At 60.2% G+C, this 17404-nt stretch carries 14 protein-coding genes; 11 read left to right on the forward strand and 3 right to left on the reverse strand.

From position 1 onward, the window contains the following. Positions 1-144: 144 nt before the first annotated feature. The 3 genes from E4O97_RS09025 to E4O97_RS09035 are packed head-to-tail and all read left to right on the forward strand — an operon-like array spanning position 145 to position 2371. On the forward strand, positions 145-1458 hold the full coding sequence (locus E4O97_RS09025; RefSeq protein ID WP_078820389.1) for an HD domain-containing phosphohydrolase: 1314 nt from the start codon (positions 145-147) through the stop codon (positions 1456-1458). After that, on the forward strand, positions 1455-1868 hold the full coding sequence (locus E4O97_RS09030) for an NUDIX domain-containing protein (protein ID WP_078820390.1): 414 nt from the start codon (positions 1455-1457) through the stop codon (positions 1866-1868). The genes E4O97_RS09025 and E4O97_RS09030 overlap by 4 nt, the downstream gene beginning before the upstream one ends. Next, positions 1865-2371, forward strand: a complete 507-nt coding sequence (locus E4O97_RS09035) for a GNAT family N-acetyltransferase (protein ID WP_032877554.1) — start codon at positions 1865-1867, stop codon at positions 2369-2371. The genes E4O97_RS09030 and E4O97_RS09035 overlap by 4 nt, the downstream gene beginning before the upstream one ends. Before the next feature lie 475 nt (positions 2372-2846). Here E4O97_RS09035 and metR read toward each other — a convergent pair whose 3' ends face one another. Together metR and E4O97_RS09045 are read right to left on the reverse strand one after the other, a co-directional pair. After that, positions 2847-3764 carry a transcriptional regulator MetR gene (gene metR / locus E4O97_RS09040; protein WP_005785216.1) on the reverse strand — a complete coding sequence of 306 codons (918 nt, stop codon included), beginning with the start codon at positions 3762-3764 and terminating at the stop codon, positions 2847-2849. A 78-nt stretch (positions 3765-3842) separates the two neighbouring features. After that, positions 3843-9413: a DUF6543 domain-containing protein gene (locus E4O97_RS09045; RefSeq protein ID WP_248161189.1), complete on the reverse strand. Its 5571-nt coding sequence runs from the start codon at positions 9411-9413 to the stop codon at positions 3843-3845. 281 nt (positions 9414-9694) lie between these two features. On the opposite strand from E4O97_RS09045, the gene E4O97_RS09050 reads away from it, so the two are divergent. The 5 genes from E4O97_RS09050 to E4O97_RS09070 all read left to right on the forward strand — a co-directional run bounded on the left by E4O97_RS09050 (position 9695) and on the right by E4O97_RS09070 (position 13281). Beyond that, a complete protein-coding gene (locus E4O97_RS09050) occupies positions 9695-10714 on the forward strand; it encodes an alpha/beta hydrolase (RefSeq protein WP_032877553.1) in 1020 nt (339 codons plus the stop codon). A gap of 55 nt (positions 10715-10769) precedes the next feature. Continuing rightward, positions 10770-11423 carry a DsbA family oxidoreductase gene (locus E4O97_RS09055; RefSeq protein ID WP_248161190.1) on the forward strand — a complete coding sequence of 218 codons (654 nt, stop codon included), beginning with the start codon at positions 10770-10772 and terminating at the stop codon, positions 11421-11423. Between the two features lie 159 nt (positions 11424-11582). Then, positions 11583-12503, forward strand: a complete 921-nt coding sequence (locus E4O97_RS09060; protein ID WP_216090812.1) for an arginase — start codon at positions 11583-11585, stop codon at positions 12501-12503. Next, a complete protein-coding gene (locus tag E4O97_RS09065; RefSeq protein ID WP_032877549.1) occupies positions 12500-12880 on the forward strand; it encodes an EamA family transporter in 381 nt (126 codons plus the stop codon). The genes E4O97_RS09060 and E4O97_RS09065 overlap by 4 nt, the downstream gene beginning before the upstream one ends. Further along, the gene (locus E4O97_RS09070) at positions 12877-13281 is read left to right on the forward strand and encodes an EamA family transporter (RefSeq protein WP_078820405.1); all 405 of its coding nucleotides are present in this window, start codon (positions 12877-12879) and stop codon (positions 13279-13281) included. Before E4O97_RS09065 ends, E4O97_RS09070 begins: the two co-directional genes overlap by 4 nt. Before the next feature lie 107 nt (positions 13282-13388). On the opposite strand, the gene E4O97_RS09075 is transcribed toward E4O97_RS09070, so the two are convergent. Then, positions 13389-14159 carry a MipA/OmpV family protein gene (locus E4O97_RS09075; protein WP_005785228.1) on the reverse strand — a complete coding sequence of 257 codons (771 nt, stop codon included), beginning with the start codon at positions 14157-14159 and terminating at the stop codon, positions 13389-13391. Between the two features lie 226 nt (positions 14160-14385). On the opposite strand from E4O97_RS09075, the gene E4O97_RS09080 reads away from it, so the two are divergent. The 3 genes from E4O97_RS09080 to E4O97_RS09090 are packed head-to-tail and all read left to right on the forward strand — an operon-like array spanning position 14386 to position 17367. Next, positions 14386-15090: an MtnX-like HAD-IB family phosphatase gene (locus tag E4O97_RS09080; RefSeq protein ID WP_032877547.1), complete on the forward strand. Its 705-nt coding sequence runs from the start codon at positions 14386-14388 to the stop codon at positions 15088-15090. Then, on the forward strand, positions 15083-16477 hold the full coding sequence (locus E4O97_RS09085) for an aminotransferase class III-fold pyridoxal phosphate-dependent enzyme (protein ID WP_005785231.1): 1395 nt from the start codon (positions 15083-15085) through the stop codon (positions 16475-16477). Before E4O97_RS09080 ends, E4O97_RS09085 begins: the two co-directional genes overlap by 8 nt. Continuing rightward, a complete protein-coding gene (locus tag E4O97_RS09090; protein WP_005785233.1) occupies positions 16474-17367 on the forward strand; it encodes an alpha/beta fold hydrolase in 894 nt (297 codons plus the stop codon). Before E4O97_RS09085 ends, E4O97_RS09090 begins: the two co-directional genes overlap by 4 nt. The last annotated feature ends 37 nt before the right edge of the window (positions 17368-17404 follow it).

A 17404-nucleotide genomic window follows, 5' to 3' on the forward strand; every position in this document is an offset into this window, starting at 1 on the left:
CTGGCAGTGACAGCATAGTCGAGCTCCTTGATATCGACGGCCACTTGGCGTCAAATCAACAGCGCTGTGCGCCGGGAGCCGGTACGGGCACGTCCCCCCTCGTCAATCTAGCTTAACTTCGTTCAATTTGAAGGCAGAGTCACCATGGATGAACAACTCGCTACGAAGTCTGCCGTTTTGCTGGTTGACGATGAGGAATCGATCCTCAATAGCCTGCGCCGCTTGCTGCGCGGCCAGCCTTACGAGGTGTTATTGGCCACCAGCGGCACCCAGGCGCTGGAGATCATGGCCAGTCGGCCCGTGGATTTGGTGATGAGCGATGCGCGTATGCCCGGTATGGACGGGGCCACGCTTCTGGCGCAGGTTCACCGCCTGTATCCCGCCACCGGCCGCATCCTGCTCACCGGTTACGCAGACCATGACACCATCATCAAGGCAATCAATGACGGGCAGATCCACCGTTACATCAGCAAGCCCTGGAATGACGCAGAGCTGATACTGGTGCTGCAGCAGTGCCTCGAACACCAGCGGCTCCAACAACTGACCCGCGAGCAGAACGAGCAGCTCAAAGCGCTCAACGCCACCCTGGAAAAACGCGTGACCGCGCGCACCGCCGAGTTGCAGCAGACCGCCGATATGCTCGACCTGGCCTATGACGAGCTCAAGCGCAGCTACGTGACCGGCACTGAAGTGTTTTCGCTGTTGGCCAACCTGCGCTTGCCCAAGAACAAGCAGACCAACCGCGCGTTGATCGAGCTGATCCGCGTGTGCTGCGCCGCCCAGTCCCTGGACGAAGCCAGCACCCGCGACCTGACCATGGCCGCCGCGCTGTACAACATCGGCAAGCTGAGCTGGAGCGACAGCATGATGGTGTCGCCGGCGGACAAGCTGCACAGCACCGACCGCGCGCAGTATCGCGAGTACCCGACGCAAAGCGAATCACTGTTGATGACCCTGGAGCCGATGAAGGATGCAGCGCGGATCATTCGTCATCATCAGGAACGGTGGGACGGCTCGGGGTTTCCCGACCACCTCAAGGGCGAGGCCATTCCGGCGGGGGCGCGGTTGTTGAAGCTGGCGGTGGATTTCATCGAGCTGCAAAAGGGCTTGATCCTGGAGCGGCACCTGAACAGCGACGAAGCGCTGCTGTATATCCGCAAATACGCCGGGCGTTTGTATGACCCGACGCTGGTGGAAGACTTTGTGCTGGCCTGCGCGACTTTCCTCAGTGACGTGACCCTGGGCGACCCCACGGTCAAAGTCCTCACTACCCGCGAACTTGAAGCCGGGATGGTGCTTGCCCGCAACCTCAATGCCGACAACGGCATGTTGCTGCTCAACGCCGGCAAGGTGTTGAACCTGCCGCTGGTAGACAAGCTGATTGCCTTCGAAGCCATGGAGGGTGCCAAATACAGCATATTCATCAAACAACCGGACGAGACCTCGATTCCTTCATGAGCCATTCAACTATCCGCATCGCCGCCGCCGTCCTGATCGATAAAGACGGCCAAACCCTGCTGGTACGCAAGCGCGGCACCCGGGCCTTCATGCAGCCTGGCGGCAAGATCGACGCTGACGAAACCCCGCTCCAGGCGTTGGCTCGTGAGCTGCACGAAGAGCTGAACCTGCACATCAATCCGCAAGAAGCCGTGTACCTCGGCCAATTCTCGAGCCGGGCCGCAAACGAGCCGGGTTTTATGGTGCAGGCCGATATGTACCAGCTGCATATCGACGTGGCGGTCGAACCGGCGGCTGAAATAGAAGAAATATGCTGGATCGACCCCATGGGCGACGGTGGCCTGGAGTTGGCGCCGCTGACGCGTGAGTTCATCCTGCCGCATTATCGTGCTTCCTTGTTCAGCGCATGATGATTCGCCCGCTGCAGGCTAGCGATGCCCTGGCGTATCGGGCGTTGATGCTTGAGGCTTATGGCGCTTATCCCCAGGCGTTTACCTCCAGTGTTGCCGAGCGCGCCGCGATGCCCCTGAGCTGGTGGGAAAAACGCGTGAGCAGCGCGCTGGATCATCTGCTTGGCGCATTCGAGGGCGACCAATTGGCGGGTATCGTCGGTCTGGCGTTCGAACCGCGGGAGAAGGCGTGGCACAAGGCAACATTATTCGGCATGTATGTGAGTGCGGCTTATCAACAGCGAGGCTTGGGCCGGCAACTGGTAGAGGCCGCTCTGGAGGAGGCCCGTAGGCACCCGCGGCTGGAACTGATCCAACTGACTGTCACTGCCGGGAATGAGGCAGCGTTTGCGCTGTACCAGCGTTGCGGCTTCATTCAGTACGGCTTGGAGCCGTTGGCGGTGCGGGTAGGTGAGGAGTATTTCGACAAGATCCACATGTGGCGTGAGTTAAAAGATCAGTGATATCCAATGTGGGAGGGGGCTTGCTCCCGATGGCGGCCTGAAAGCCGACGACGATCTAACTGATGCCACACGATTCAAATGTGGGAGGGGGCTTGCCCCCGATGGCGGCCTCAGGGTTGGTTGGGATGCTGAATCAGACCGAGTACATATCCGTTATTTGGGGCACGGCTGCTATTGGTTCCGCTTTTACAGCGGGTCACTTTCGAAAAGCGCGAAAGTAACCAAAGCGCTCTTGCCCCACCACTCGGCACCTCGCTTAGGCTCGGTGTGCCCTCACTCCGGCTTGAATCCGTGGGCCGCCGTCATGGGCCATCCTTGGCCCAGGACGGCTAACCCGGCGTCCTGCCGGGTTACCCACGGATTCAAGCCTGCGTTCGGCCAGCGTGGTTTGACGGGGCGCTTAAAATCAAAAGCAGATCAGGATCAAGAGCGGCTCGCTTCGCATCGTGGTTACCGTTGGCGGCTGCGAAGTCGCTTAACGCACTGCGCTGACCCCATCCAGGGTGGAAAACGACGTGTCCTTGGCCGTCAGCAAGAAGTCGCGCATGTACGGCGCATCCAGCATGTCCGCCCGAATGCCCGCGTACAGCGTGGCGAACAGACCTTTCTCGCCCAGGCGCTTGGCCTTCACATACCCGCGTGAGCTGTACTCATGCAGCGCCCAGTGGGGCATACCGCAGACGCCTCGGCCGCTGGCCACCAGTTGCATCATCATCACCGTCAGCTCCGAGGTGCGTACCAGGGCGGGTTCCACGTCGGCCGGTTCCAGGAAGCGGGTGAAGATGTCCAGGCGGTCTCTTTCCACCGGGTAGGTGATCAGGGTTTCCGTCAGCAGATCTTCCGGCACGATGTATGACTTGTTCGCCAGCGGGTGCTGGTTGGCCACGGCCAACATGGCTTCGTAGGTGAACAGCGGCACATAGGTGATACCCGGCAGCTCCAGCGGGTCGGAAGTCACCACCAGGTCCAGGTCGCCACGGGCCAGGGCCGGCAGGGGGGCGAAGGCAAAGCCGGAGGCCAGGTCGAGCTCGACCTCCGGCCACGCATCGCGGAACTGGTCGATAGTGGGCATCAGCCACTGGAAGCAGCTGTGGCATTCGATGGCCATGTGCAGGCGCCCGGCGGTGCCGCCTGCCAGCCGTGCGATGTCGCGTTCGGCACCACGCAGCAAGGGCAGGGTGGCGTCCGCCAGTTGCAGCAGACGCAGTCCTGCGCTGGTGAAGCGCACAGGCTTGGTCTTGCGCGCGAACAGCGGCATGCCCAGGCGCTCTTCCAGTTCCTTGAACTGGTGGGACAAGGCGGACTGTGTCAGGTGCAGGCGCTCGGCTGCCTCCACCAGGCTGTCGGCTTCACGCAGGGCATGCAGTGTTTTTAGATGACGGATTTCCAGCACTGTCGCCTCCATGAATAGTATTTGCGCACAATGATAATTCATTGAAAGCTCTTCATGTTGGCCGTCCACCTATTGGGCTTACTTCAGCGCCTGGAAGTGCATTCTGGCGAAGGGCTTTTCGATAGACCCACGCCAGATTTTAGTGTCTGCAAATGCCAGTCCCTCTGCTGCGGCTTGCCATTTCATGCCCAGGTAGCGTTGTTCAAAGCGCTTTAAATGCGCCTTGGGGAAACTGTCGAACGAGGACTGCAGCGCGTCATAGTGAAAGTGCGCGTACCAGATCGGTTGGTCAGCCTTAGCCTGCCGGTTCGAGTCGTAGATCTCGTATTCCTGCAGGTAGTCGTCTTTGCCGTCAGGGCGTTTGTCCCTTAGCTTTTTACGCGCGCCGATTTTTCGAATCACCACTCGGCCTTTACCGGCCAGATAGTCCAGGTAGCCTTCAGTCGGCGTTGGGCTTTCCAGGCTGCGTTGGATCCGTAAGGCTTCGCCTGCCTGTTCAAGCGCGGTTGCACGAGTGCGTAATTGATCGACAATCGGGTTGCCCGCGTCCAGGCTTTGCACGTTGTTGGCGCGAATCCTGAGTTGTTTGGCTTCGGTGACCAGCCTGTGTTCGAGGTTGATCGGCTCCATGGTTTTGTACCCTCGCACCTGCTTTTCAAAAGCATCCACTGCGTCCAGGCGGGTACGGGCATCCGCAAGCGTGGCGCGGCGGTCGGTGGGCAGCGCAGGCGGGGCGGCGGCAGGTTGGCTCTGGGTCGGGTTCAAACGGTAGGTGTTGCTGTCGCCAACCCTATCCCATACCTCAGTGGGATTGCCGTCGGCGTCGCTGATGATGAATTGTCGCGGTGATTGTTGCCCGGCGGGTTTTTCGGTGCCTATCAATAGTTGCCCGTCCTCGGTTTCAAAGGCCTTCCGAGTAGCGTTTGGATTGGGCTCGGAGGCGGGTTTCTTGATGGCCCGTTCGGCTTTTCGAATCAAGCGGTCAAGGTCTTTTTGCATGAGTTGGAAAAAGTTCGGATCGAAATGATCTGGTGACCTCTCGTTCCAGGCACTCAGATCACGTGAGAATTCTTCATAGACCTTGATGCAGTTCTGCAATATTCGATTGCGTTCGACCCGGCTGATATTGGCTTCGGGTAGGGTCATGTGCGCGGTTAGAGCGCGGCTGACGTTGTGCCTGGCCTGATTCACCGCAGTTTCCTGGTAGATCCAGTCAATGCCCACGGTTTGCTGTCGGCGGGTGATGGGGTGCAACAGTTGGCCGCTGCGCATACTGGTAATGCGCAGGTCGGTAAATTTCTGCTTCCAATGAGCCAGGTTGGCCGCGACCTCAGTGCGCGCCGTTCTGGCGGTAATGCGTTTGCTCCAGGTGCCCATGTCCTTCATCGAGCGCTCTATCACGTTAAGATCATCAAGTATGTTCAGGCGGCATTGCCTCACTTCATTGAGCAGTGTTTGAGTGATGGGGGAGGCTGGAGACAGGTTATCCAGTTGCTGGGTGATCGCGATGGATCGGTCAAGTGACGCCACGGAACGGTTGCTGGCATGGTGAATCAGGTGATTGAGTCGGTCCGACACAATGTGGGCTGTTTTACTCAGTTCTGCTGCATAGTTGAAGTCGGGTAGGCGGACTTGCTGTTGCTGGGCCAGTTCGAGCGACGTATACATCTTCTTGGCGCTTTCGATGTCCCTGGCCAGGTCGACATCCAGGGCTTTGCTGTCTGTTGTTCTTTGAGTGGACGTGGTTGAGGGGGTTGGATAGTCGCTTGCGTATTTTCTTAACTTTGCGGTGCTGGCATCGACTTGGGTCTTAAGGTTGTTGTATTGGGTTGTCACATCGTTACCGAGCGTAGCGCGCTGCGTATTGACCTCCAGCGCGGGTGCCGGGAGTTGCCGATTGACCGCCGGTGGAACGCTGCCCGGCTGGGCTTCCCCACGCCCTCTGCGCCGGCTGCCACCGCCATAAACGGTGTTGCGACCACCATGCAGCGCTCCGTAAGTGTCCCATTGCAGGGCAGGGTCCAGTTCAACGACCACACTGTCGTACCTGTTTCTGGCAATCAGGCGCATTTCTCCGGTGCCGGCGTCGTACCTGACTCTGTAATAACGCCCTTCACTGAAGATGAAGTAATCGCCGGACACGTTATGGCGCAAGGTGTGGCGATAGGGCCCGGTCAACACCGGTTGCAGGCTGCCGCTTGCAAGGGGGTCGGGGTGTTCGAAGCCAGCGAAGCGCTGGCGAGTGGTGGTGCCCTGGCGGCGTTTCAAGGATCGCCAGAAGCTTGGGCTTGGTGCCTGTTTGCCTTGGCGTGCTGCGCTCAGTTGGCGGGCGGTGCTGGCGCGTGCGCTGGGCACCGCGGCCATGGCCAGGGCATCCATGGCCGCATACAACAGGCTTTCGAACACCGAGGCCAGCAGGTCGATGCCATCGCCGATATCACCGCGCCGGAACGCAGCAACCGCCTGATATAGGCTGATGCCAGCGTCTACCAGGGAGACGGCGGTGCCAACCACCGGGACAATACTGAGGGCAATTTTGATGCCGTTGAACACCCTGGCGCTTTGAAGATGGTACCTCTCATTGGCCAGATCATCGTTGGAGCGCGAGTCATTACGATGGGCTTCGAGCAGGCGGCCCCTATGGGCATTCAACTGATGGACAGCCAGCGAAGTGGTGGCCGGCCAAGCAAAGCCTGACTGGATCATCGCGTTTTGGTCTTTGTCGATGGCCTGGCCGATGCGGCTGATGTGTGCCCGTACGTCCCCCTTGATTGCACGGCCCGCGACATACTCCAACATGCTGTCGAGCCGGCACAGTTCAAACAGAGCAAGGCGCGCCTTTTCAAGGCTGGCATAACCGCGCAGGTAGCGTTGGTCGGGGGCGTCGGGTAGGTAGAGCACGATGCTCCCGCTGTTCTGTTCCTCAATGAATGTGATACCCGATAGTGTGATCGGGCTTTCCTGGTTTGTGTCCTTGCCGCCTATGCTCAGGTGGGCCGGCAACAGGCGGATGCGCTTGCCATCGACATCCCAGGCGCTCTGGGTATCGGCATCGATCGCTGTATTGAGGGTACTCAGTTCGTCGCTGTTGATATGGTTTTGCATGACCGCCAGCAGGCCTTGGGCCTTGAGCATCAGACGCAGGGGTTCGACCAGGCATTCGCGGCGGTACTGTTTTTGGAATGTAGACTCCTCCGGTGAACCATCGAAGGCCCTGATAATCCGCGTTTCATAGCGTTGCGCCAGATTGAGGTCCTTGACCATGGCCGCCAGATAGTGGCTGGTGACACCCGCCTTCAGGGTGTTGCCTTCGAGGGGATCATCGGCCGTCACTTCGACGCTCACGAACCCCAGGCGCAGACTTATATCAGCGCCGATGTTGAGTAAGGCCAGGGTGTCCAGGGTCATCTTGCTGCGTTTAGCGCTGGGGACATCGATCATTTTGATTGGCGAGCCCGGCGCGGCACCGGCAACGATATCGCGCTTTTGCGCCACCGAGTCGGGCAGCTCCAGCTCCAGGGTAAAACCTTTTTTAATGCCGAAATCCTTGCGCAAGCGTGCATCCAGCTGTTGGCTGACAAACACGTCACGTGCTGGCAGCGAGCGTCCAAACAAGGCCTGTGAACGGGTCAGCGCGGGGATATAGGCGCTCAGCAGTTTCTTTAGGGTTTCGTGTTTTTCTGTGGACGGTAGGCGCATCCACGGTTGCATGTCGTTGGCCAGCACCTGGGCATTGTATTGCTCGATGAGTTGCAGGTACGCGGCTTCGCGTGCCGCGTTATCCGGGATCAGCAAGCTCGGCAGCGTTTGTGCACGCAGTCTTTCCAACTCACCGGCTAGCGTTGCGGCGTCTTCCGGGGCGGACCAGGTTTGGCGCAGTCTCGCGGCTTTTTCTTCGAAGGCGGTTTGTTGACTGCTCAGGCTGTACTCGAAGGGATCTTGGGCCAATGGCTTGAACTGCAGGGCCAGTACCTCATCTTGGGGATGGATGGCGAACAAAGCTTCTTCCAGCGCCTGTCGGGAGGCGAAGCGTTGCAAGCCGCCGTCGTTACCGGGCCAGTAGACGAAATGCGTGCCGCTGCCGGTGGTTGGGGTTTGCGTGTCCTGGGGGGGAAGCAAGACCAGCGGCCCGTTGAGTTCGGTGTGTGTCGGCTGGAGATCGCCGGGCCGCTTGACCGACAACACCAACGTCATGACGTCAGGCTCAGGCGTATCCAGGGCACTGGTGATCTGTAGCAGTTCGGCTTCGGTGATCTGGTCCAGGGCCCGCTGAATGTTCGCCTCGATCCGCAGCCCCTGCAGGCGCGCCTGGTAGAGCGCGGAGTAGTGGGTGTTGAGTGCGGCGAAATCCAAGTGTCTACGGTTCAGCATGGCGCGTGCCGCGTCTTCAGCGGCGCGTTGCTGCACTTTCAGGTTGTCCAGTTGCTGTTTGAACGATTGCCAGGCTGGGCTCGTCGGGGTGTTGCTGCCGAACAGTTTTTCCAGGGCGCGGCGGTGCTGTCTTATCAGGACCTTGCGTCGGCTGGCGTGCATGCCGTTATGCAGCAGGCCGAACTGTGGCAGGTTACTGTCGACCTGTGCATCGACGGTCGTCCCCGGTTGGTCGGGCGCTTGCGCAAAGAGTGCCTGGGCCCGGCGCTGAACATCGCGTTGGTCAATATGCTGGCTGGCCTGGAAGGCATCGTGGAGCTTGACGTGGGCCAACGGCTTGATCGCGTCCTGGTATTGCTGGTTGGCCAACTGCTTGAGCCAAAGGTTGAGGCCGGCTTCCAGCGGGTTGTTGTTGATCTTGTACTCGATACTGGCCAGGGGATCGATATTGCTGGCTGCGAACAATGTGGTTTGCCGGTCGAGCAACCAACGCTCCAGGTCCAGGCGCCGGCTAAAGGTATGCCAGGCAGGCGCCTGTGTCGGCAGGTACACCAGTTGGCTGACCGGTTGTTCTGTATCCAGGGTCAGGACCCAGGCGCCGGGCAGCGCGATGGCATTGGCCCCGGTGCGCTTGAGCAACAGCTGCTCGACGCAGAATTTTGGCGCGTCGGCCGTGGGCGCTACCGGGTTGATCAGCGAGAACAACGGTGTGAGCACTTCGGGATGGATCTTTTTTTCGGCCAGCAAGTGTTCACCACTGGCTTCGAAGTGGATCCGGTAAAGTTCGGTCGCCCGGTTGAGGCAGGTCAGAGGCGTATTGGGGGCCCGCTCCGTGCGCCAATAGCGCAACCAGTTGTCCTCGATCGCTTGCTCCAGATCCAGGGTTTTAAGCTCATCGAGCAGTTGGGCAACGGTGTGTTGCGCCAGGGGTGGTTGCGCCGGCAGGTAAAGCAGGTTGCATTCCGGTATTTGCGTCGTGTCCAGGTTTGGGTGTTGTTGCAGGTAGAGGCAGGCATCGGTCAGGCTGATCAGGCTACGGCCGCGTTGTTCGGTAGCGGGGAATTGCAGCATCACGCGCTCGCCGTCCAGTTGCAGATCGGTTTGGAGCAGGCGGTTGATCGAACTGCGAACCGTCGGAATGCCGGCCATCAGCGTGAGCATATCGCGGCGGCAGTCTTGCCAGCGTTGGGTGGCGTCGACCAACAGGTCTTCGTCAATGCTCGGTAGCGGCAGTGGAGACCAGACGCCGAAATCGGTGGGGCCTGTAGTGTGGGTCATGGTTTCAATCCTTGAAGTAGGGCGTTGGAGCGCACAGGCCGCTACGTTGCGGACTGTGCTGAAGTGAACAAGCTTTATTCGCTGGCGACCCAAAGGGGACGGTGCTCACGAAAAAAGAGAGCCTCATTAACGTTGAGCAAGAGGAAGGTTGTGGCCTACATAGTTAGAGGCCGATGACCGCTCGGCGTCATTCATCAAATTGTCACGCAACTGTGGCAGCGCGCTTGAACAAACTTCATCAGACTCGCGCTCTACTGGGGTTCTGCGTTTCGGTGTTTTTCATGCGTGTGTTGCTTTTACTGGCCGCTCTGCTATTCGGCCTGCCGTCCTTTGCGGCTTCTCGATGTGATGTCAATGTCCCGACCCAAACCGTCGACCTGGAACAGGTGAGCATCGCCTACCAAAGTATCGGGCGGGCGTCGGACCCTGCGTTGCTGCTGGTGATGGGCCTGGGTGGGCAGTTGATCCATTGGCCGGATGAAGTGGTGGTCGCCCTGTGCGAGCAAGGGTTTCGGGTGATCCGTTACGACAACCGTGACGTCGGCCTGTCCACCTGGCGGCAAGCGCCGGCCAGTGCCAACCTGACCTTCGAGGTGCTGCGCTACAAGCTCGGTTTGCCGGTGGCTGCGCCGTATACATTGACCGACATGGCCGACGACGCGCTGGGCTTGATGGATGCGTTGCAGGTGCAGCAATTCCATGTCCTTGGCGCAAGCATGGGCGGCATGATCGCCCAGCACCTGGCGGCAATGGCGCCGCAGCGGGTGGAAAGCCTCACGTTGATCATGACCAGCTCCGGCGCCGAGGGCCTGCCCGCCCCGAACGCGGCGCTGGTGCAATTATTGTCACGGCGCAGCGCGCCCAATCGTGAGGTGGCCCTGGAGCAGCAAGCCGATTTGCTTGCGGCGCTGGGCAGCCCGAATGTGAAGGATGATCGTCAGGCGTTGCTGCATCAGGCGGCGCTGTCCTACGACCGTGCGTTCAACCCCGAGGGCGTCAAGCGCCAGATCATGGCGATCCTCGCCGAGCCCAGCCGCGTGCCGTTGCTCAACCAACTGCGCGTGCCGACCCTGGTGGTGCACGGCACGGCCGATCCGTTGTTGCCGGTGATGCACGGCGTGCACCTGGCCGCGCATATCCAGGGTAGCCAGTTGAAACTGATACCCGGCCTGGCCCACCGTTTCCAGGAAGCGTTCAAGGCGCCGTTGCTGGCGGCGGTGTTGCCCTACCTGCAGTCTCATCGTGAAGATACCGCGCACTGGGCGCAGATCGACTTGGGTGAGCCTTCGAAGGTGTTGTGAAGTTGGTGTATCGTGCAACCTTTGCGGCGCATTCAAGCCAGCGAGGTTGCCTACCATGAGTACTCCCCTGAAAATCGATTTCGTCAGCGACGTGTCCTGCCCCTGGTGCATCATCGGCCTGCGCGGCCTGACCGAAGCCCTCGACCAGCTTGGTGCCGAGGTGCAGGCCGAGATTCATTTCCAGCCGTTCGAGCTGAACCCGAACATGCCCGCCGAAGGTCAGAACATCGTCGAGCACATCACTGAAAAATACGGCCCCACCGCCGAAGAATCCCAGGCCAACCGTGCGCGCATCCGCGACATGGGCGCAGCGTTGGGCTTCGCTTTTCGCACCGACGGCCAGAGCCGCATCTACAACACCTTCGATGCGCATCGCCTGTTGCATTGGGCCGGGTTGGAAGGCTTGCAGTACAACCTCAAGGAAGCACTCTTCAAGGCGTACTTCAGCGATGGCCAGGACCCGTCCGACCACGCGACCCTGGCGATCATTGCCGAAAGCGTCGGCCTGGACTTGAAGCGCGCCGCCGAAATTCTCGCCTCTGATGAATATGCCGCCGAAGTGCGCGAGCAGGAAAAACTGTGGATCACCCGCGGAGTGACCTCGGTGCCGACCATTGTGTTCAACGACCAGTACGCTGTCAGCGGCGGCCAGCCGGCTGAAGCCTTTGTGGGCGCGATTCGCCAGATCATTGCCGAAGCGCGATCCTGACGCCGCTCTAATGTGGGAGCTGGCTTGCCAGCTCCCACACTTGATACTCATTGTTTTCAAAAACGGCGCTCATCCAAACGCTGGCCCATCCCTTGCATTACCCCCCTAAAGCCCGGCCGGCCTGCGGTTGGGCGCTGCCATTAGGGGTGAAACACTACCTTGAACATACTTGACCTCGACCACAGCCTTACCGGCCAGGCACCCATTGCCCGACGGTTGGCCAACGGCCGGGCCACGCGTCTGGACCTGCTCGATCTGGGGCCGAAACTGCGCCTGTGGTCCACAGAAAAAACCTGGAAACGATTCACCGAACGCCTGGCCCAACGGCCTCGGCCCAGGGATGCGCGCCCGGAAATCCTGTTTGTCGGCTCCGGTGACTATCACCACCTTACGCCGGCCTTTTTGGCTGATTTGAAAGAGCCCGTCAGCCTGATCCACTTCGACAACCACCCCGACTGGGTACGCTTTGCGCCCAAGCGCCACTGTGGTTCTTGGGTCAACCGCGCACTGAAGATGCCGGCGATCAAGCGCATCGTCACCCTCGGCCCGTGCAGCGATGACCTGCATAACCCACAACTGCGTGGCGGCAACCTTGGCGCGCTCAAGCGCGGGCAATTGCAGCTGTTTCCCTGGCAGCACCCGCCGTCGAAGGTCTGGGGTCGGGTCGGTGATGGAGCGGGTCACCAGCAGCAGGAAAACCACCTGCACTGGCGCAACCTGGCAGAGCTCGATTGGGCGAAATTCCTCGACCAGATGATCGCCAGCCTGCCCACCGAAGCGATCTGGATCACCATCGACAAGGATGTGCTTGCCAGCGAAGACGCCGCCACCAATTGGGATCAGGGCGGTATGCGCCTGACCCATCTGCTCCAGGCCCTGCGGGCGTTGGCGGCGCACAAACGCATCATTGGCATCGACGTGTGCGGTGAGTTCGCCACGCCGGAGTTCAGCAACGCGTTCAAGCGCTGGGAAGCCAAGTCCGACCAGCCGCCGCCGCAGCGCTGGAGCGCGCAAGATTTGCAGCGCAATGCCGCGACCAATGAGGCCTTGATCAACCTGTTTGAGGAGCTGTTCCCGTGACCCTGACCGTGGTGTTGCTGCTGGCGTTTTCCATTGTTCTCGATGTGATTGGCCAGCTGTGTTTCAAACTGGGCGTGGACCGCTTACCGCAACTCGATGGCGGGTTCAGCCTGCGCGCATTCTGGGGTCAGGTGTTCAATGCACCGTTGCTCTGGGCCGGTGTGGGCGCCTATGTCATCGAGTTTTTCGTCTGGCTCGAAGCCCTGTCCCGTGCGCCATTGAGTCTGCTGTTTCCGTTGGCGGCTTTGGCCTATTGCCTGGTGGTTCTGGCGGGCAGGGTGGTGCTCAAGGAAAGGGTCAGCCCAAGGCGTTGGCTGGGTACGCTGGTGATTACTTTGGGTGTGATGTTGGTAGCGATTGCGGGGAGTCAGGCATGACGACGCAGACAGTCGATAGCGGTTGGTTACATGGGCGCCTGGGCACCCTGGTGCTGTGGGCGCTGCTGATTGCCACCGAAAGCGCCGGGCAATTGTTTACCAAGGTGGCCGGTGATCAATTGGGGCAGATGGATTTCACTTGGCAGTGGCTGGCCGACGTGGCGCGTAACCCGGGGATCCTGGCGGCGATTGCCAGTTACCTGGGGGCGTTTTTTGTGTGGATGCTGATCTTGCGGCGCAGCAGTTTGTCGCTGGCGTTTCCCCTGAGTTCACTGGTGTTTGTGGCGGTGCTGCTGGGGTCGTGGTTGGGGTTGGGTGAGCACATCAGCCTGTTGCATTGGGTGGGGGTGGGGGTGATTATCGGTGGTATCGCGCTTTTGGCTGAGGGCGAAGAGCACTGAAAACTGTGCTGCGAATCACAGGCAAAATGTGGGAGGGGCGGTGCGACGATGCGACTTGCCCCTCCCACATTTGGATGTGCTTACCTAAGGCAGAACTGCATCGGGTTCTAATCGAAGGTGTAGCTGATCGCCGTCTGCACCTGCCCCTGATTCACCTCGCCGGCCTGCTTGACGATGCTGCTTCGGGCCGCCGAGCCAACCAGATGCACCCAGCTTGCGCTGGTCAGCAGCGACCAGTGGGGCGCCAGGGGAAAGGCGAAGCTTTGGCTCAACGTCACGTTCTGGAAGCCGCCGCTGGCGTTGTAGGGCCGAAAGCCGGTGGCGGCGGCTTCGTTGTTGTCTACGCCAAAGAAGGTATTGGCCTGGCGTGCATCGGCAAAATGCGCCACCAGCCCACTGCTGCCGATAATCCCGCCGCCCAACGGGTAGCCCAGTTCGCCGCCGATCTTACCCAGGGTGCCGCTCTGGGAATGCCCGCCGCCCACGGCCTGGCCCAGTTGCGCGTAGACCCGCCAGAAGTTGGCCGGGGCGTACTGGATGAAACCGCCGACCTCAGCCATGTCCGACACATTGCGCAAGCCCTGCAACTCACCGTTGGAGGTACGCCCTGCCAGGTAATTGATATAGGGGCCGGCGGTGATGCCGTGGGTGTTCAGCGCGCTCCAGGTCAAGCCGTCGTCGGTGCTCAGGCTGACGTCGCCCCAATCCAGGTCCAGGTAGGGCACGGGTCGGGTTTCGTAGCGGCTGCCGGTGGGGTCATGGGGCTGATAGCTCAGGCCCGCGCCCACGTCGCCGCTGATGCCGTCTGCCCAGGCGGCACTGGAGCAGCCCCATAGGCCGAGCAAACCTGCGAATACGGCAGAAGTGATGTTGGTCATGGTGTACGTTCCTGAGGTGACAGGCGCGCATGAACGCGCAAACCCTCGCGCCTGCGCAAGCACTCATGTTGTTTGTAGCAAGCTACAAAAATTGTAGCTTGCAGCACGCCTATCACTGCGACTCTGCCGGCAAACCCCCAGCCCCACTGGGTTTTGACTAGTTGGCACACTCCCTGCTCTATCCCTGTTGCAAGCGCATACAGCGCGCTCTCTCAGGTACAGGTAGATGATCCACTGGCATATCGTGTGTGACTTCGATGGGACCATTACCCCCACGGATGTCATCGACAACGTCCTCCAACGCTTCGCCGGCCCCGAGTGGGAAACCATTGAACAGCAATGGCTGGACGGGCATATCGGTTCACGCGAATGCCTGAGCCGCCAACTGGCGCTGATCAAGGCCACCCCAAGCGAACTGCTGGCGTATTTCGACAGCGTCGAGATCGACCCGGACTTCCCGGATTTCGTTGATCACGTCATGGACCTGGGCGCCTCTATCGAGGTGGTCAGCGACGGCATCGAGCAGGGCATCGCGCGCATCCTGTCGCGCAATTACGTGACCTTGTTGCCGATCCTCGCCAACCGCCTGCGCCAGGTCGACCAGAACAGCTGGCGTATCGACTTCCCCTACGCCAGCGATGCTTGCCGCGCCGCTTCCGGCAACTGCAAGTGCAAATCCACCCCGCGCAACAAGCGCGTACTGGTGATAGGTGACGGCAAGTCCGACATGTGCGTGGCTTCCACCGCCGACTTCGTGTTCGCCAAGGGCAGCCTCGCCGAGTACTGCGTCGCCAACCAGATTCCTCACGCGCGCTTCGACACCTTTGCGCAAGTGACCGCACTGCTGGCCAAGCTGCCCCAAGGCATCGCGGCCAACGCCACCACCTTCAACACCTCTTCTGACACTCAGGAACTCTTCCATCATGTCTGATATCCGTATCGCTACCGCCGAAGACCAGATCCTTCTGGATAAAGAAGCCAAGTATTGCTCCTACGGCGACACCGTTCACTACATCGAGCCTCCGCGTATTTTCAGCCGTTGCGAAGGCTCCTACGTGTGGGACACCGAAGACCAGGCTTACCTCGACCTGCAAATGTGGTACTCGGCGGTCAACTTCGGCTACGCCAACCCGCGTCTGAACAATGCGCTGAAACAACAGATCGACACCCTGCCGCAAATTGCCAGCCAGTACCTGCACAAAGGCAAGATCGAGCTCTCGGAAATGATCGCGGTCGACGCCAAGAAGAAGTTCGGTCTCGACGGCCGCGTGCACTTCAACGTCGGCGGTTCGCAGTCCATCGAAGACTCGTTGAAGGTGGTACGCAACGCCAGCAACGGCAAAAGCCTGATGTTCGCCTTTGAAGGCGGCTACCACGGCCGCACCCTCGGCGCCTCGTCGATCACCTCCAGTTTCCGCTATCGTCGTCGCTACGGCCACTTTGGCGAACGCGCCAACTTCATCCCATTCCCTTACCACTTCCGTGGCCCGAAGGGCATGACCAAGGAAGAGTACGGCAGCCATTGCGTGCAGCAGTTCGCCCGTTTGTTCGAGACCGAATACAACGGCGTCTGGGACCCCAAAACCAACCAGTGCGAATACGCAGCTTTCTATGTCGAGCCGATCCAGGGCACCGGCGGCTACGTGATCCCACCGATGAACTTCTACCGCGAGCTCAAGCACGTCCTGGACCAGCACGGCATCCTGATGGTGTCCGACGAAATCCAGATGGGCTTCTACCGCACCGGCAAGCTCTGGTCGATCGAGCACTTCGATGTGCAGCCGGACGTGATCGTGTTCGGCAAGGCCCTGACCAATGGCCTCAACCCATTGGGCGGTATCTGGGCCCGTGAAGAGTTGATCAACCCGAAGGTGTTCCCGCCAGGTTCGACTCACTCCACCTTCGCCTCCAACCCGTTGGGCACCGCCGTCGGCCTGGAAATGTTCAAGATGACCAACGAAGTCGATTACGGCGCGATGGTCATGGCCAAGGGCAAGTTCTTCCTGGAAGGCTTGCAGGACCTGCAAAAACGCTTCCCGATCATCGGCGATGTCGACGGCCTGGGCCTGGCGCTGCGCTGCGAAATCTGCGGCCCGGACGGCTTCACCCCAGACAAGGCGACCCTGGACTACATGGTCGAGGAAGGCATGAAAGGCGACATGGTGGTGGACGGCCAGAAGCTGGGTCTGATCCTCGACGTGGGCGGTTACTACAAGAACGTGATCACCCTGGCACCGTCCCTGGAAATCAGCTACCCGGAAATCGAATTGGGTCTCAAGCTGCTTGAGCAACTGCTGGTGCGAGCGACCAATCGGTGAATGCGCAAGGGATCGACCTCGGTGAAGGTACCGCCGGCTTCGTTCTCGGTGAAGGTCCGGTCGGGATCCTGTTGATCCACGGCCTGACCGGCACACCGACCGAGTTGCGCCAGGTCGCCAAGGGCCTGGCCAAGACAGGCAATTGCACGGTGTATGTGCCCACGTTGGCCGGGCACTGCGGCGATAACAGCGACTTGCAGGCTACCGGCTGGCGTGACTGGTACGAAGGCGTGCGCAAGACCTTCCTGCAGGTCAAGCAACGCCACGGGCAGGTGTTTGTCGGCGGCTTGTCCATGGGCGCGGTGATGTCCATGTATGTGGCCGCCGAACACCCAGGCCAGGTCGCCGGGCTGCTGATGTACTCCACCACCCTGAAGTACGACGGCTGGAGCATCAACAAGCTGGCGTTCCTCACGCCGTTGCTGATGAAGATTCCATTCGGCGTGCACGTTTGCAGCTTCGAAGAAAAGCCGCCCTACGGCATCAAGAATGAGCGCCTGCGGGCCATCGTCGAGCGACAGATGAAGGAAGGCGAAAGCAGCGAGGCCGGTTTACTGACCATGGAAGGCATTACCGTGCGCGAATTGCACCGCATGAACGCGGTGGTCAAAAAGCGCATGCCCGACATCAAGGTGCCGGCGCTGGTGCTGCATTCGATCGAAGACGACATCACCAGCCGCTGGAACGCCGACTACGTGGAACGCCACCTCGGCGGCCCGGTGACCAAGATTTTGCTGGATAACTGCTACCACATGATCACCGTCGACCTGCAATACCGACGGGTGATCGAGTTGAGTGCCGAGTTTGTCGAGCAGCACACAGCCTTCAGGTCAACGCCGGTCAAGGTGGGCGCTGGCTTGCCAGCCATGGCATCACTGCGGTCTGCCTGACGCACCGAGGCCAGCTCTCACATTTGATCGGCGTTCG

This window comes from Pseudomonas sp. W15Feb34, assembly GCF_023127765.1.
In the GTDB taxonomy this organism is placed as follows: Bacteria; Pseudomonadota; Gammaproteobacteria; order Pseudomonadales; family Pseudomonadaceae; genus Aquipseudomonas; species Aquipseudomonas synxantha_A.

What these genes read in the sequence shown, in the direction of transcription:
- E4O97_RS09045 (WP_248161189.1), bottom strand. Translation starts at nt 9,413, where the DNA reads ATGACCCACACTACAGGCCCCACCGATTTCGGCGTCTGGTCTCCACTG.
- E4O97_RS09080 (WP_032877547.1), top strand. Translation starts at nt 14,386, where the DNA reads ATGATCCACTGGCATATCGTGTGTGACTTCGATGGGACCATTACCCCC.
- E4O97_RS09025 (WP_078820389.1), top strand. Translation starts at nt 145, where the DNA reads ATGGATGAACAACTCGCTACGAAGTCTGCCGTTTTGCTGGTTGACGAT.
- E4O97_RS09085 (WP_005785231.1), top strand. Translation starts at nt 15,083, where the DNA reads ATGTCTGATATCCGTATCGCTACCGCCGAAGACCAGATCCTTCTGGAT.
- E4O97_RS09055 (WP_248161190.1), top strand. Translation starts at nt 10,770, where the DNA reads ATGAGTACTCCCCTGAAAATCGATTTCGTCAGCGACGTGTCCTGCCCC.
- E4O97_RS09030 (WP_078820390.1), top strand. Translation starts at nt 1,455, where the DNA reads ATGAGCCATTCAACTATCCGCATCGCCGCCGCCGTCCTGATCGATAAA.
- E4O97_RS09070 (WP_078820405.1), top strand. Translation starts at nt 12,877, where the DNA reads ATGACGACGCAGACAGTCGATAGCGGTTGGTTACATGGGCGCCTGGGC.
- E4O97_RS09075 (WP_005785228.1), bottom strand. Translation starts at nt 14,159, where the DNA reads ATGACCAACATCACTTCTGCCGTATTCGCAGGTTTGCTCGGCCTATGG.
- E4O97_RS09035 (WP_032877554.1), top strand. Translation starts at nt 1,865, where the DNA reads ATGATGATTCGCCCGCTGCAGGCTAGCGATGCCCTGGCGTATCGGGCG.
- E4O97_RS09050 (WP_032877553.1), top strand. Translation starts at nt 9,695, where the DNA reads ATGCGTGTGTTGCTTTTACTGGCCGCTCTGCTATTCGGCCTGCCGTCC.